This window comes from Nocardioides sp. GCM10028917 (assembly GCF_042666175.1).
Taxonomy (GTDB): Bacteria; Actinomycetota; Actinomycetes; order Propionibacteriales; family Nocardioidaceae; genus Nocardioides.
In genome coordinates, this window is sequence record NZ_JBHTFL010000006.1 from 122638 (window position 1) to 135909 (window position 13272).

Annotated in this window: 14 protein-coding genes; 6 read left to right on the top strand and 8 right to left on the bottom strand. The window is 73.0% G+C overall.

Features of this window, described 5'->3' with window-relative positions; all coding sequences use genetic code 11:
* Positions 1–100 precede the first annotated feature (100 nt).
* The gene (locus tag ACFQW6_RS08225) at positions 101–1297 is read left to right on the top strand and encodes a pyrophosphate--fructose-6-phosphate 1-phosphotransferase (RefSeq protein WP_378543119.1); all 1197 of its coding nucleotides are present in this window, start codon (positions 101–103) and stop codon (positions 1295–1297) included.
* Between the two features lie 69 nt (positions 1298–1366).
* Here the strand turns inward: ACFQW6_RS08225 and ACFQW6_RS08230 are convergent, their stop codons facing one another.
* Positions 1367–2617, bottom strand: coding sequence for an MFS transporter (locus ACFQW6_RS08230; protein WP_378543121.1), 1251 nt, complete (start codon positions 2615–2617; stop codon positions 1367–1369).
* A 93-nt stretch (positions 2618–2710) separates the two neighbouring features.
* On the opposite strand from ACFQW6_RS08230, the gene ACFQW6_RS08235 reads away from it, so the two are divergent.
* Complete coding sequence (locus tag ACFQW6_RS08235; RefSeq protein WP_378543123.1) at positions 2711–3559, top strand: DUF1028 domain-containing protein; 849 nt, start codon at positions 2711–2713, stop codon at positions 3557–3559.
* Positions 3556–5025, top strand: coding sequence for a glycerol kinase GlpK (gene glpK / locus ACFQW6_RS08240; protein ID WP_378543125.1), 1470 nt, complete (start codon positions 3556–3558; stop codon positions 5023–5025). Before ACFQW6_RS08235 ends, glpK begins: the two co-directional genes overlap by 4 nt.
* Positions 5026–5074: 49 nt before the next feature.
* Here glpK and ACFQW6_RS08245 read toward each other — a convergent pair whose 3' ends face one another.
* Complete coding sequence (locus tag ACFQW6_RS08245; RefSeq protein WP_378543127.1) at positions 5075–5974, bottom strand: hypothetical protein; 900 nt, start codon at positions 5972–5974, stop codon at positions 5075–5077.
* A gap of 9 nt (positions 5975–5983) precedes the next feature.
* The gene (locus ACFQW6_RS08250) at positions 5984–6442 is read right to left on the bottom strand and encodes a GNAT family N-acetyltransferase (RefSeq protein ID WP_378543129.1); all 459 of its coding nucleotides are present in this window, start codon (positions 6440–6442) and stop codon (positions 5984–5986) included.
* Between the two features lie 218 nt (positions 6443–6660).
* Here ACFQW6_RS08250 and ACFQW6_RS08255 point away from each other — a divergent pair, with 218 nt between their 5' ends.
* From ACFQW6_RS08255 to ACFQW6_RS08265, 3 genes are all read left to right on the top strand, one after another.
* Positions 6661–7536: a DUF4397 domain-containing protein gene (locus ACFQW6_RS08255; RefSeq protein WP_378543131.1), complete on the top strand. Its 876-nt coding sequence runs from the start codon at positions 6661–6663 to the stop codon at positions 7534–7536.
* Positions 7533–8189 carry a class F sortase gene (locus ACFQW6_RS08260; RefSeq protein WP_378543133.1) on the top strand — a complete coding sequence of 219 codons (657 nt, stop codon included), beginning with the start codon at positions 7533–7535 and terminating at the stop codon, positions 8187–8189. The genes ACFQW6_RS08255 and ACFQW6_RS08260 overlap by 4 nt, the downstream gene beginning before the upstream one ends.
* A 389-nt stretch (positions 8190–8578) precedes the next feature.
* Positions 8579–9268 (top strand): hypothetical protein, encoded by a 690-nt coding sequence (locus ACFQW6_RS08265; RefSeq protein ID WP_378543135.1) that lies wholly within the window; start codon positions 8579–8581, stop codon positions 9266–9268.
* Between the two features lie 9 nt (positions 9269–9277).
* Here ACFQW6_RS08265 and ACFQW6_RS08270 read toward each other — a convergent pair whose 3' ends face one another.
* From ACFQW6_RS08270 to ACFQW6_RS08290, 5 genes are read right to left on the bottom strand one after another with little or no spacing between them, the layout of a single operon-like run.
* Positions 9278–9922 carry a response regulator gene (locus ACFQW6_RS08270; RefSeq protein WP_378543137.1) on the bottom strand — a complete coding sequence of 215 codons (645 nt, stop codon included), beginning with the start codon at positions 9920–9922 and terminating at the stop codon, positions 9278–9280.
* Positions 9923–9957: 35 nt separating this feature from the next.
* Positions 9958–10464: a flavin reductase family protein gene (locus ACFQW6_RS08275; protein WP_378543139.1), complete on the bottom strand. Its 507-nt coding sequence runs from the start codon at positions 10462–10464 to the stop codon at positions 9958–9960.
* A gap of 4 nt (positions 10465–10468) precedes the next feature.
* Positions 10469–11623 carry a MacS family sensor histidine kinase gene (macS, locus tag ACFQW6_RS08280; RefSeq protein WP_378543620.1) on the bottom strand — a complete coding sequence of 385 codons (1155 nt, stop codon included), beginning with the start codon at positions 11621–11623 and terminating at the stop codon, positions 10469–10471.
* On the bottom strand, positions 11620–12402 hold the full coding sequence (locus ACFQW6_RS08285; RefSeq protein ID WP_378543141.1) for a 1-acyl-sn-glycerol-3-phosphate acyltransferase: 783 nt from the start codon (positions 12400–12402) through the stop codon (positions 11620–11622). The genes macS and ACFQW6_RS08285 overlap by 4 nt, the downstream gene beginning before the upstream one ends.
* A 9-nt stretch (positions 12403–12411) precedes the next feature.
* The gene (locus tag ACFQW6_RS08290) at positions 12412–13224 is read right to left on the bottom strand and encodes an alpha/beta hydrolase (protein ID WP_378543143.1); all 813 of its coding nucleotides are present in this window, start codon (positions 13222–13224) and stop codon (positions 12412–12414) included.
* Positions 13225–13272: the final 48 nt, after the last annotated feature.

Below are 13272 nucleotides of genomic sequence, written 5' to 3' on the forward strand. Positions count from 1 at the left end.
CGACGCGTGTCGTGCGGGGTCACCGGTCGGCCCGTCGGGCACTCCGGGGGCCGGAGGGACGCCCTTCCGGCCTTAGAACGTTCCAACTACCCTGCTCCCCATGCCGAAGCGTGTTGCGATCCTGACAGCGGGCGGATACGCCCCGTGCCTCTCGTCCGCGGTGGGCGCCCTCATCGAGACGTACGACGCCATCGACCCCGACATCGAGCTGATCGCCTACCGGCACGGCTACCACGGTCTGCTGACCGGCAACAGCATCACCATCGGGCCCGAGGAGCGTGCCGGCGCCGCGTTGCTCCACCGCTACGGCGGCAGCCCGATCGGCAACAGCCGGGTCAAGCTGACCAACGACGACGACTGCCGCCGTCGAGGCCTGATCGGCCGGGGTGACACCGCGCTCGAGGTCGCCGCGGCGGGTCTGCAGGCCGACCGGGTGGACATCCTGCACACCATCGGTGGCGACGACACCAACACGGCGGCGGCCGACCTGGCGGCCTACCTCGCGACCCAGGGCTCCCAGCTCACGGTCGTCGGGCTCCCCAAGACCATCGACAACGACATCGTGCCGATCCGGCAGAGCCTCGGCGCGCTGACCGCGGCCGAGCAGGCCTCCCGGTTCGCCCGGAACGTGCTCGCCGAGCACGGCTCCAACCCTCGGATGCTCATCGTCCACGAGGTGATGGGGCGGGCCAGCGGCTGGCTGACCGCCGCGGCCGCGCGCGACTACATGGTGTGGCACGCCGAGCAGGAGTGGCTTCCCGGCATCGGCCTCGACGGGCGGAGGTGGGCGATCCACGCGGTGTACGTGCCCGAGCTGGCGATCGACCTCGCCGCGGAGGCGGACCGCCTGCGCGAGGTCATGGACGAGATCGGCTGCGTCAACATCTTCCTGGCCGAGGGGGCCGGCGTCGACGACATCGTGTCCCACCTCGAGGCGTTGGGCGAGACCGTGCAACGCGACCCGTTCGGGCACGTCCAGATCGACACCATCAACCCCGGCCGCTACTTCGCCGACCGGTTCTCCGAGGCGATCGGCGCCGAGAAGAAGATGGTGCAGAAGTCCGGCTACTTCTCGCGGTCGGCGCCTGCCAACGCCACCGACCTCGCCCTCATCCGCGAGATGGCCGAGCTCGCCGTCGCGTGCGCCCTCGACGGCACACCGGGCGTGATCGGCCACGACGAGGACCGCGACGGCGAGCTGCGCGCGATCGAGTTCGAGCGGATCGCCGGGCACAAGCCGTTCGACGCCCAGCAGGCGTGGTTCACCGACCTGCTCGCCGACATCGGTCAGGCCTGACCCGGCCGCTGCCACCGGTGGCGGCACATCGCAGTCCCCAGCTCTTCGCACTGCAACCTGCCGCCACTCTCAGGCGGGATCGGCCGCCGCCTCCTCCTGGGCGCGGTTGGTCACGCGCCGGCCCGCCGCCGGCAGGACCTGCGGCAGCCGCTGGAGGTACGCCGCGCTGGCGAGCGCGACCAACGCCAGGACCCACCACAGCGTGGTCTGGCCGTGGGCAAGCAGCCAGGTGAACGCCACCGGCGTCACCGCTCCCCCAAGACCCCAGCTGAGCTGGAAGAGGCCGAGGTAGCGGCCCCGGAGGTGGTCGGGCGCGGCCTCGGCCGCGGTCGCGCTGAAGACCGGGCCGCCCGTGAGCTCGCCGCCGGTGTAGATCGCCGCTCCGACCAGCATCACCACGATCGCCAGCCAGACCGGGAGCCAGCCGGCGACGACGAACAGGGCGTAGGCGGCGACGAAGGTCAGCTGCGCCAGGCCCATCATGCGTGCGCGCACGCGCCCGGTCATGCGGCGGACGACGAGGCCCTGGCCGAGACCCACCAGCGCCGTGTTGAGCGTGAAGATCGCCCCCACCACCCACCCCGGCAGGTCGATCGTCTCGGCGACGTAGACCGGCAGAGCGAAGTTGAGCACCATCATCCCGGCCACGAAGCCGAGCTGCCCGAGCACGAGCCGCAGGTAGGCGGTGTCGCGCAGCACCACTCCCCAACCCTCGGCGGGGGCGTCCGCGGGATGCACCACGCGGTGGTCGGGCACGTCGAGCAGCAGCACGAAGGCGATCACGAAGGTGACCGCGTTGACCACCACCACCGACTGGTAGGCGACGTCGGTGCCCACCTGCAGCGCGAGGCCGGCGAGCACCCCACCGATCGAGTAGCCGAGGTTGCGCACGGCCTGGAGGAAGCCGAACCACATCTCCCGCTCCCCCGGGGCCGAGATCGCGGTGACGACGTTGCCGAAGGAGCCCCAGAAGGCCTGGCGGCCGAGGTTGAGCAGCGCCGTCCACAGCGCGACGGCGAGCAGCGAGTCGGCCCACAGGTAGGCCACCATGCCGGCCGCCTGGACGAGGTTGCCGATCAGCATCATCTTCCTCGGCCCGAACCGGTCGACGAGGCTGCCGATGACGAACGCACCGGGCATCGTCAGCACGGCGGACAGCGACAGCGCGGACCCGACCTGCACCAGGGACAGGTCGGTCATCGCGAGGAAGTAGAGCAGCGTGATCGGCATGAACAGCCCGCTGCCGACGGTGTCGGCGACGATCGCCGCGACGAAGCGGCGGTGCTCCCCCACGCGGGGGAATCCGAGACGGCTCAGCACGGGCTCACCCTAGATCGGAGGTCCGACGCCTCGCCCCGCGACCTGCCTCCTCCACAGCGGCAGCTCGTACCTCACTGCCACTATGTTCGGCACATGACCTTCTCGATCGTGGCCCGGTCCGACGACGGTGAGTCGTGGGGCGTCGCCGTGGCCTCCAAGTTCCTGGCCGTCGGGTCCGCCGTGCCGGCCGCGGCGGCCGGGGTCGGCGCCATCGCCACGCAGGCCGACGCCAACCTCGCGTTCAAGTACCTCGGGCTGGCGCACCTCGACGACGGCGCGACCGCGCAGGTCGCCCTCGACCGGCTGGTCGAGGACGACGAGGGACGCGAGCACCGGCAGGTGGGCGTCGTCGACTCCGACGGCAACGCCGCGACGTGGACCGGCTCGGAGTGCTTCGCCTGGGCCGGCGGCACAACCGGGCGCAGCGGCGAGCGCGGCGGGTACGCGATCCAGGGCAACATCCTCACCGGTCCCGAGGTGGTGGAGGCGATGGAGCGGGCCTGGATCGCGGCCGAGGCGCAGCCCGTCGAGCGACGCCTGCTCGCGGCGTTGGCCGCCGGCGACGACGCGGGAGGCGACAGCCGCGGCCGCCAGTCGGCGGCACTGCTCGTCGTGCGCGACGGGGCCGGCTACGGCGGGCACGACGACGTCGCCGTCGACCTGCGCGTCGACGACCACGCCGACCCGGTCACCGAGCTCGCCCGGCTCGTCGACCTCAACGAGCTCTACCTGACGGCGTCGACCCCCGACGAGCAGGTGCCGGTCGACGACGCGCTGATGATCGAGCTCGAGTCGCTGGCCAAGGCCGAGGGCAAGGACAGCTTCCACATGTGGGTCGGCTCGGAGAACTACGAGATGCGCGTCGACTCCGGCGCGCGGCCGGCGTGGATCGACCGGCGCATCCTCGAGATCATCCGCGGCTCCGGTGGCGGCTCGCGGTGAGCATCCTCGCGATCGACGCCGGCACCACCGGCGTGACGGCCGTCGTCGTCACCCCCGACGGCCGCATCCAGGCCAAGGGCTACCAGGAGTTCCCTCAGCACTTCCCGCAGCCCGGGTGGGTCGAGCACTCCGCCGAGGAGATCTGGCAGGCCACCCTGGAGGCGACGCGCGAGGTCCTGACCAAGGTCGACCAGTCCGCGCTGACGGCGGTCGGAATCACCAACCAGCGCGAGACCGTCGTGCTGTGGGACCGCGAGACGCTCGGCTCGCCCCGCCGCGCCATCGTGTGGCAGGACCGTCGTACGGCCGACATCTGCGACCGGATGCGCGCCGACGGCGACGAGGACCGCGTCGCCGAGCTCACCGGGCTGCGCCTCGACCCCTACTTCTCGGGCACCAAGCTGACGTGGCTGGCCGAGAACGAGCCGCACACGTGGGCGCTGGTGGAGTCGGGGCGGTACGCCGTCGGCACGGTGGACTCGTACCTCATCGCCCGGATGACGCGCGGCACCTGGCACGTCACCGACGTCTCCAACGCCTGCCGCACCCTGCTGCTCGACCTCGAGTCGGGCGAGTGGTCCGACGAGCTGTGCGAGCTCTTCGGCGTGCCCCGCGACGCCCTCCCCGACCTGGTCCCCAACTGGGGTGAGATCGCGCCGACCGACCCGACGGTCTTCCTCGGGCTCTCCCTGCCGATCGCGGGCGTCGCGGGCGACCAGCAGTCCGCGCTCTTCGGGCAGACGTGCTTCGAGGAGGGCGAGTCCAAGTGCACCTACGGCACGGGCTCGTTCATCCTCACCAACACGGGCAGCCGGGTGGTGCGCAGCGACGCCGGCCTGTTGTCGACGGCCGCGTGGCGCTCCCCCGACGGCCAGCTCACGTACGCCCTCGAGGGCGCCATCTTCGTGACCGGAGCGGCGGTGCAGTGGCTGCGCGACGGGCTGCAGATCGTCGGGAACGCCGCGGAGACGGCGGCGATCGCCGCGACCGTCGACGACACCGACGGCGTGGTCTTCGTCCCCGCGCTGACGGGGCTCGGCGCGCCCCACTGGGACCCCCACGCCCGCGGCACCATCCTCGGCATCACCCGCGGCACCACCCGCGCCCACCTCGTGCGCGCCACGCTCGAGGGGATCGCCTTCGAGGTCCGCGACGTGCTCGAGACGCTGCCGGAGCTCACCACGCTCCGCGTCGACGGCGGGGCGGCGGAGAACGACTTCCTCTGCCAGCTCCAGGCCGACCAGGTCGGTCGCGCGGTGGAGCGCCCGGAGATCGTCGAGACGACGGCGCTCGGCGCCGCGTTCCTCGCCGGGCTGGGCACGGGCGTGTGGGGGTCGACGGACGACCTGCGGGACACCTGGGCGCTCGACCGGCGCTTCGAGCCCGGTGGCGACCGCGCGGCGCTCGACGCGTCGTACGCCCGCTGGACCGACGCGGTGGAGCGGTCGAAGGGCTGGGCGGGCTGATCGCCGCTGGTCGAAGAGGGCGCCCCGGCGCCTGTCACGAGACCGACCGCTACAGCCTGTCGCGCGCCTCGCGTGCCGCGTCGACCTCCGACTGAGCCTCGTCGACGGCCTCCTCGGCCTCGGCCTGGGCGGCCTCGGCCTCGGCGAGCTCATCATCGACCTCCTCGAGCGTGTCCTCGAGGGCCGCGATCCGGCTGCGGAGCTCGTCGATCTCGGACTGGACCTGCAGGGTCCGCGCCTGCAGCTTCTCCACCGCCCGGCGCGCGGCCCGGTGCTCCTTCTCGTGGTCCTTGAGTGCGGCACGGGCGTCAGCGAGGCGCTCGTCGGCGGCCGCCCGGGCCTTCACGTCGGCGTCGGGATCGGGTACGACGTGGAGCTGGGGCCGCTGGGTCGGGTCGGGCCCCGGGGCAGGCCGGGCCTTCGCGCTGAACCCGAGCGCCTCGGGCACCGCCACGGCGCCGCTGAGGTCGAGGTCGCCGAGCCCCGTCGCGGACAACGACGTCACCAGCAACCCACTGCGCACGGCACGCGCGGCGTCCGGCTCCAGCATGGCCGCGGTGAGGGTCGCCTCCACCTGCTCGGCGACGGACTCGGTCGTCCGGACCCCCTCCTCGCGCGCCATCCGCCGCGCGGCAGTGGTCACCGTCGCGGTCAGCTGGCGGCGCTGCTTGGTGAACTCCCGCAGCTGGGTGGCATCGAGGTTCTCCTGCGCCTCCCGCAGGGCCTCACCCACGGCCAGCACCTGATCCACCTGGTCGGGGTCGCGTCGCACCAGCAGGTTGACCACCCACGCAGCGGCGGAGGCCTTGCGCAGCCCCTTGATCGAGGCGGCGAGGGCCTTGTCTGCCTTGTGCTCCTTGACCAGCGCGTCGCGGGCAGGCGTGAAGTCCGCGAGGGGCAGGGCGTAGAGGTCGTCGGCGATCTCCAGCAGCGGGTCGGCGTCCGGCATGCCCCGATCCTAGGGAGCGGTGTACTCGACCTCCGTCGGGTGCGGCGTCCAGGGGCACTCCTGGGTGTCACCGCTCGGGGTCCAGCCCATCGCCTCGTAGAGCCGGCGCGCCCGCTCGTTGGCCTCCAGCACCCACAGCCGTCGCGCTCCCGCCGCCTCGGCCCGGAGGAACGCCTCGCGCCCCAGGCCGGCGCTCCAGTGGTCGGGGCGGACGGCCAGGTGGCGCAGCGTGGCGCCGTCGTGGGCGGCGAGGACCACCATCCCCTGATCGTCCTCGACGACCTCGACCGTCACGTCCGGGTCGTCGAGGAGCAGCGCCCACCGCGCCAGCACGTCGTCGTCGGGGTAGGGCAGCTCGCCGAACACGTGCGCGAGCCCGGTCTGGCTCGCGATGCGCTCCAGGTCGCGCAGCGCGACGGCGTCCTCCGCCGTCGCACGACGCCAGGTCCTCGTCCCTCGGTCGCTCATCGGCGGTCGGCCTCGACGGTCCTGTCCACGTCCACGTCCACACCGCCGCCGTCCGTCCTGCGCGTCACCCCGGTCTCCACGACCCAACCCTAGGCGTGTCGGTGCGGAGGGACGTACCCCATATCGGGGTTGAGCCGCCGGACCCCGGGGTGTTCAGGTGAGGGCCGGCGTTCCGTTCGGGACGACGTCGTTGTGGGGGCCATGGGGGTGTGGTCGGAATGCGTCGACTCTCAGCAGCACTGGCGGCCGCGTGCCTGCCACTCGTCGCCGGAGCACCGGCCGGGGCCGACGTCCCGGCGCCGCTGCCGGCCCGCGTCAACGTCGTGCAGGCCGTGCCCGGGGCGACCGTCGACGTGACCGTCGACGGTCGCCGGGTCGCCGGCGGCGCCGGCGTCGGGGAGGTGCTCGGGCCGTTCGAGCTCCGGCCCGGCAGCCACGTGATCGCGTTCCGCGGCAAGGGCGTCAAGGTGGAGTCGACCCTCGACGTCGGGGCCGGCGACACCAGCGACGTCGTGCTGCACCTGCCCGCGGACGTCGGGGGCGACCCGCTCGTCCACTCGTACGCCGCCCCCGCCGGACCGATCGGTCCCGGCAAGGCACGTGTCCTGCTCGCCCACACGGCGACCGTCGCTCCCGCCGACGTCGCGGTCGACGGCGAGACGGTGTTCACCAACATCGCCAACGGCGAGTTCGCCGACGCCGACGTGCCGGAGGGCTCGATCAGGGTGGCGCTGCTGCCGTCGGGCGCGGACGGCGCGGACCCGATCCTCGGCCCGCTCGACGTGGCCCTGGAGGCCCGCACCCTGTCGATGATCTACGCCTACGGCAACCCGCGCGACGGCTCGATGAACGTCATCGCCCACACCGTCGACCTGGCGGCCGACGGCAGCGTCCGACCCTCGCGCATCGAGACCGGGTCGGCGGGGCTGGTCGAGGGCCGGGTGACCACCTTCACCGGCACGACGGCTGCCGGGGACCGCGACCTCCTCCCGGCGGTCGGAGCCCTTGGTGCGGCGCTGCTCGTGGCGCTGGGCGCCTCCGGCGCGGGCCTGCGGTGGCGCCGCTCGCGCCCCGTACCGCCGCCGTCCGGATGAGCGTCCGCACCCGTACGCTCATGATCTTTGCCTGCCTCGTCGTCGCGACCGGCTGTGCCGGCAGCGCCGGCTCCACCCGTCCGGACACTCGGCCGCCGTCCTCGTCCTCCGGGTCCGCGCCGTCCCCCACGGCCTCCTCGTCCTCCGCCGAGCCGGTGGCCCCGGCCCAGCGCGCGGATTCGGTCATCGCGCCGGGGCGGCCGGTCCGGGCGACGCTGCCGAGCGGGCGCGTCGTACCCGTGTCGGGAGCCGGCACCACCGGCGACGGGGTGCTGGACGTGCCCGACGACGTGGACGTCGCGGGGTGGTGGCGCGGTGGCTCGCGCATCGGTGACCCGTTCGGGTCGATCCTCGTCGCCGCCCACGTCGACTCCGACTCCGAGGGCCTGGGACCGTTCGCCGAGCTGCTCACGGTCCGTGAGGGTGCGCGGATCGGCCTCGAGGCCCACGGCCTGCGTCAGGACTTCGAGGTGCGGTCACGCCGGCTGGTGCCGCAGGGCAGCCTCGTCGACGACGCCTGGATCTACGACGCCGCGGGCGACCTGCGGCTGACCCTGGTCACCTGCGCGCCGCCGTACGACGCCTCCCGCGGCGGCTACCAGAACCTGGCCGTGGTCACGGCCCTGCCCACTGGTCCCCCGGAGGAGACGTGAGCCCGAAGAAGCCGTACCAGAAGCGGCTCCCGAGCGTCCTCCCCCCGGCCCCACGCCGTGCTCCGGCGCAGGAGGCCGTCCGGCCCCGCCCCGCTCCCCCGCGCGCACGCCGTTCTACGCCCGCGGCTCCGCCGGTGACCCCGCCGGTGGCCCCGCCGCCCGTCCCCGCACCTGACGCGGCACCTGCCTCGACCACGACGACTCCGGCCGCGGGGCGATCCCCGGATATCCGGGGAACCTCCCGCTTGTCGGCCGAAGCTTCAGCCGACAAGCGGGAACTTCGGACGACAAGTCCCGCAGAGCAGGACGCGGTCGTCGCACCACCAGTCGCCGCACCAGTCGCACCACCAGTCGCCCCACCGGCCGCGCCGCCCGCCGAGCCGGCGGCGATGCCCGGCCCTCCGCCGACGGGTCCGGGCCGCGGCCCCCGGCAGTCCCGCAGGACGCTCGCGCTGGTGGCGGCCGCGCTGGTGGGGGTGCTCGCGGGCGGGGCCGTCGCGTGGCAGGTCGTCGGACCCGATGAGCCGTCAGGCTCTCCGGCCGCGTCGGTGCCGGTCGACGGCTGGCCGATCGCCGGGGAGTCGCGCGCGGTGACCGAGGTCCTGCCCGGCGGGAACCTGGAGGTGACGCACTGGATCCACGCGGAGGACCCGATCGACGAGCTGCGCCTGACCCTGCCGCAGCTCGACGGCGCGGAGGTCTCGGCGACGGACGTGGAGGTGACCGGTGACGGTCGCGCGGCGTCCGGCCCCGCGACGGTCGCGCGGAGCGGCGCGACGTACGCCTTCACGGACGCGACCCGGATCCAGGTGCGCTACCTGATGTCAGGTGCCGTGGAGCTCAGCTCGTCCGCCGACGGCCGCGGGCTGGCCACCACGACGTCGCTCGACGTCACCGCGACGCAGGCGCGCGACGTCCGGGTCGTGCGGTCGCAGGAGGTGCTGTCGCTCGCGTGCGCCGAGCCGGACGAGCAGCCCGTCCCGTGCGGCAAGTCGGAAGGGGACGACCAGTGGCGGGTGGAGCTCGCCGGCACCGGTGCCGGGAGCCGCGTGCTCGCCGTCGTGACCGTCCCGTCCTGACCGAGCCGCTCAGGCGTTGTCGTCGAGGCCTTGCTCGATGGCCCAGCGGGTCAGCTGCACGCGGTTGTTCATCTGCAGCTTGCGCAGGGTGTTCTGGACGTGGTTCTGCACGGTGCGGTGCGACAGGACCAGGCGCGCGGCGATCTGCTTGTAGCTCATGCCGGTCGCGACCATCTTCAGGATCTCGGTCTCGCGCTCGGTGAGCTGGTCGCGCGGGTCGTCGGCCGGGCCGTCCGCGATGCGCCGGAACTCCCCCAGCACGAGACCGGCGAGGCCGGGCGTGAAGACGGTGTCGCCGTCGGCGACCCGCGTCACGGCGTCGATGAGCTCGGCGCTCGAGGCCGACTTCACCAGGTAGCCCGTCGCGCCGGCCTTGATCGCCTCCAGCACGTCGTCCTGCTCGCCGCTGGCCGACAGGATCAGCACCCGGGCCGTCGGGTCGTGCTCCAGCATCATGCTGGTGACCTGCACCCCGGTGTGGTCGGGCAGCTGGAGGTCCAGCACGACTACCTGCGGCGCCGCCGCAGGGAACCGCGCCATCGCCTCACGCCCGTTGGCGGCCACCGCCACGACCTCGTGCCCGGCCGCCTGCAGGTCGCGCTCGACCGCGTCGCGCCACATCGGGTGGTCGTCGACCACCATCACCCTCACCATGCGTCCCCCTCCGGTTGGACCGCAGCGTAGACCGCTCACCCACCTGGTGCGACGTAACGACCCCGCCGGTGGACGAGTGGTTCGAGATCCTCGCCGACCACCACCTCGTCCAGCGTGCAGGTCACCAGCCGGGACCAGCCCACCTCGACCTCGGTCTCGACGCTCACCAGGGCCCAGGTGGCGGCAGTCGCGAGCAGCGGGCCGTGCGTGCTCTGGTTCCACGCGGTCATCCGCCACGGTCCGCCGGGCGCCGGGCTGATCCCCGCGAAGGCGTCCGCCAGGTCGCGGTCCGTCCACGACAGCAGCTGTACGACGCCCCTGCCGGTCCCGAGCAGAAGCTCGGTGAGGTCGGCGTCGGGGTCGAGCAGCGCGAGCACCCGTCCGGGCTCGCCGCCCGACACCAACCACGACGAGACCGTCAGGCCCGCCCGTTCCGCATCGTCCCCCGCCGTCCAGAGGGAGACCGTCCCACCGAGGCGCCCGCGCAGGCGTCGTACGGGGTCGTCGGGGGTCGGGAACGGGTGGCCGGCGTGGATGGTCACGCGGTCACGCTAGCGGGACCGTCAGCTCCCACTCGGTGCCCCACTCGCCGCTCTGGAGGGTGGCGGTGCCGCCGAGGCCCTCGATGCGGCCGCGGATCGAGGAGGCGACGCCGAGTCGCCCCTCGGCCGCTGCCTCGTCCACCCGGCCCGGCGCCATGCCGGGACCGTCGTCGCGGACGGAGACGGTGATCGCGCCTGGTGTGGCCTCGGCCAGGATCCACGCGACGGCGTCGGGCCCCACGTGGGCGAGCACGTTGTCGAGGCACGCCTTGACCGCGGCGACGGTCTCGCTGCCGACGTGCTCGTCGACGAGGACGGCGCCGCCCGGCGTCGCGACCTCGACCCGCACCGGGTGCGCGGTGGCCATCGCCTCGAGAGCGCCGGCGAGGTCGACGCGGCCGCCGGATTTGGCCGGCACGGTGTCCTGCTGTCGGATCAGGGAGCGCAGTCCGCGCTCCTGCTCGCCCGCCAGCCGGCCGAGCTCGGCCCACTGCCCGCCGGAAGCGGCGCCCTGGCGCTGCACCATCGTCAGCACCTGCAGCACGCCGTCGTGGACGGCGCGGGCGAGTCGGGTCCGTTCCTCCGCCGCCGCGGCCGCGTGCTCAGCGGCATCCCGCTCCCCCGCCATCCGCTGCAGCGACTCGCACATGTAGCCGACGATCGGTCCACCGATCAGCACCAGGAAGACGTTGCCGTAGTTGCCCTGGTCGACCACCTCACGGGGCAGGAGGTCGGCGAGCGACAGCGCGACCGCGGCGACGAGACCGCCCTTCCAGTGCCAGTGGATGGCCCACGCCAGCAGCGCGCCCATCACCCAGAAGCCGGGCAGCGTCGCGTTGAAGCTCTCCGACTTCAGCCAGGGGGTGACGCCGATCGCGGCCACGGCGATCAGCAGGTCGGCGACGAGGAGCGCAGGAGTACGGGTGGAGCGCCGGCCGTAGAGCCAGATGGCGACCGCGGTCCACACCACCAGGGCCAGCACCACCGCCAGCGCGAGGGTCGGGTTGGAGAAGCTGTCGCGCCGGTAGGCGTTGAGGGCGACCATGTTGATGGTGACGACGACCCGCACGAGCGCGAGCGCGGAGTAGAGCCGGTCCTCGACGGCGAGGGCGGAGTCAGCCCGCGGGTGCTCCTGCCGCGGGTACGGGTCGGCGTTCAGGACGCCTTCTGCTCAGGCCCGCCCTCGGCCTGCTCGCGCGCCGCCTTGTCCCGCTCGGCCTTCTCCCGCTCGGCCTTCTCGCGCTCGGCCTGCCTGGCCTTCTCCTTGTCGAGCTCCTTCGCCTTGCTGGCGTAGAGGTCGACGTACTCCTGCCCGGAGAGCCGCATGATCTCGTACATGATCTCGTCGGTGATCGAGCGCAGGATGTAGCGGTCGTTCTCCATGCCGGCGTAGCGGGAGAAGTCGAGGGGCTTGCCGAAGCGCACGACCGGGCGCGTCCACGTGCCGTAGACCTTGCCGGTCGGGGCCACGACGTCGGTGCCGACCACCGCGCACGGGATGACCGGGGCGCCGCTCTCGAGCGCGAGCCTGGCCACGCCGGTCTTGCCGCGGTAGAGCTTGCCGTCGTGGGACCGGGTGCCCTCAGGGTAGATCCCGAACAGGTCGCCCTCGGCGAGGATCTTCATCGCCGACTTCATGGCGCCCTCCGCGGCGTTCGCGCCCGACCGGTCGATCGGCACCTGCCCCGCGCCGGTGAAGAACTTCTTCTGGAACCAGCCCTTGATGCCCGGAGTGGTGAAGTACTCGGCCTTGGCGACGAAGGTGACCCGCCGGGTGAGCGTGAGCGGCATGAACAACCAGTCGGCGTAGGACAGGTGGTTGCTGGCGAGGATCGCCGGACCCTCCTCCGGCACGTGGTCGGTGCCGAAGGCCTTGGGCCGGAAGACGAGTCGCAGCACGGGCCCGAGGGCGATCCACTTCAGGAACCAATAGAGCACGGTCCGACACTATCCCTGCTGCTGGGCGGTGACCCGCTCGATGAACTCGGCGGACTCGGCGAAGATCCGCGGGGCGTCGTTGTCGAGGCACGCGACGTGGTAGCTGTCCTCCAGCACCCGCTCCTCGAAGTCCTTCGAGGACAGGCCGGCGTTGATCGCCTTGGAGGACGACAGGTCCGCGACGTGGTCCTCCTTGGAGCGGAAGTAGAGGACCGGGATCGTGATCCGCGGCAGGTCCCGCCGGAGCTCGACCCAGCCGGCCGACATCGAGTACGCCGCCTTGAGCGGGATGACGGGATAGGCGATCTCGTCCATCCCGGGCTTCTTGATGTCGTTCCTGATGCCGGGGAAGGCCGGCACGAAGCGCTTGAGCACAGGCAGCAGGACGGCGTCCTTGCGCATGGTGTCGAGCGCCACGTTGACGACCACCACGCCGGCCAGCTCCTCGCCGCGGTCGGCCGCGAGCCGCAGCGACAGGGCGCCGCCCATCGAGAGCCCGACCGCCACGACGGTGTCGTTCTCGGCGGCGAGCTTGTCGAAGGCGCCCTCGACCGTCGCCACCCAGTCCGACCAGGTGACCTTGTTCATGTGCTGCCAGCGCGTGCCGTGGCCCGGCAGCAACGGCATCTCGACGGCGTACCCGCGCGCTGCCAGGTCCTCGGCCCACGGCCGCATGGATGCGGGGCTACCGGTGAAGCCGTGCACGAGGAGCACGCCGACGCGCCGACCGTTGGTCAGCGCCGGCTTCGCGGGGGTGGACATCGGCGCGACCAGCGTGGGGTCGAGGGGTGCGGCCTGAGCGCCGCGGAAGGGGATCCTCACGGGCACAGTGTGCACCAGCCGGGCAGCCGCGAGGCCCTCGCGCGTCGT

What these genes read in the sequence shown, in the direction of transcription:
- ACFQW6_RS08255 (WP_378543131.1), top strand. Translation starts at nt 6,661, where the DNA reads ATGCGTCGACTCTCAGCAGCACTGGCGGCCGCGTGCCTGCCACTCGTC.
- ACFQW6_RS08260 (WP_378543133.1), top strand. Translation starts at nt 7,533, where the DNA reads ATGAGCGTCCGCACCCGTACGCTCATGATCTTTGCCTGCCTCGTCGTC.
- ACFQW6_RS08225 (WP_378543119.1), top strand. Translation starts at nt 101, where the DNA reads ATGCCGAAGCGTGTTGCGATCCTGACAGCGGGCGGATACGCCCCGTGC.
- ACFQW6_RS08250 (WP_378543129.1), bottom strand. Translation starts at nt 6,442, where the DNA reads ATGAGCGACCGAGGGACGAGGACCTGGCGTCGTGCGACGGCGGAGGAC.
- ACFQW6_RS08235 (WP_378543123.1), top strand. Translation starts at nt 2,711, where the DNA reads ATGACCTTCTCGATCGTGGCCCGGTCCGACGACGGTGAGTCGTGGGGC.
- ACFQW6_RS08265 (WP_378543135.1), top strand. Translation starts at nt 8,579, where the DNA reads ATGCCCGGCCCTCCGCCGACGGGTCCGGGCCGCGGCCCCCGGCAGTCC.
- ACFQW6_RS08270 (WP_378543137.1), bottom strand. Translation starts at nt 9,922, where the DNA reads ATGGTGAGGGTGATGGTGGTCGACGACCACCCGATGTGGCGCGACGCG.
- ACFQW6_RS08245 (WP_378543127.1), bottom strand. Translation starts at nt 5,974, where the DNA reads ATGCCGGACGCCGACCCGCTGCTGGAGATCGCCGACGACCTCTACGCC.